At 46.1% G+C, this 523-nt stretch carries 1 pseudogene; it reads left to right on the top strand.

What is annotated here, in order from left to right:
• A pseudogene (locus A3751_RS22430) lies at positions 1-523 on the top strand (hypothetical protein); the annotation flags it as partial.

Raw genomic sequence — 523 nt, 5'->3', positions numbered from 1 at the left:
CCCAAAAAAGCAGCGATTGAAGCGGCGTTAGCGCGTAAACAAGCCAATACAGAAGCTGCGCCGACGTTAGCAACTAGTGCAGAGCCAGAGAAATCAATCGATGAATTAAAAGAGCTCTTCGAAAAAGCGCAACTTAAACTCGATAAAATGATCGACGCTTTAGAAGACGCAAAAGCAAATGCGCCTGACAATGTCGCCAAACTTCAACGCGCGGTTGAAAAAAACCAGTTACGTGTTAATCAAGCCAAGCAGAATTACGAAAAAGCTCGGAAAGTTGCTGAGAACAATCAGCCTTCCGCATCCCCTGCAACATCTAGCACAGCCCTACAACCCTCGCTTGAAGAGCTACATGTTCATCTCGAAAAGGCGCAGAATAAGCTCGAAAAGATGGAAGAAGCTCTTAAAGAAGCAAAGAGCAACACACCGGATGCAATAGAGAAACTGCAGCGTGCAGTAACTAAAAACAAAGTCAGAGTCGCGGCGGCGCAAGAGGCTTATGATCACGTACTCAAACAACAGCAAG

The sequence above is a fragment of the Oleiphilus sp. HI0080 genome, from assembly GCF_001635135.1.
Note: the sequence above shows the minus strand (reverse complement) of the source record. Positions and strands in the feature narration are given on the sequence as shown.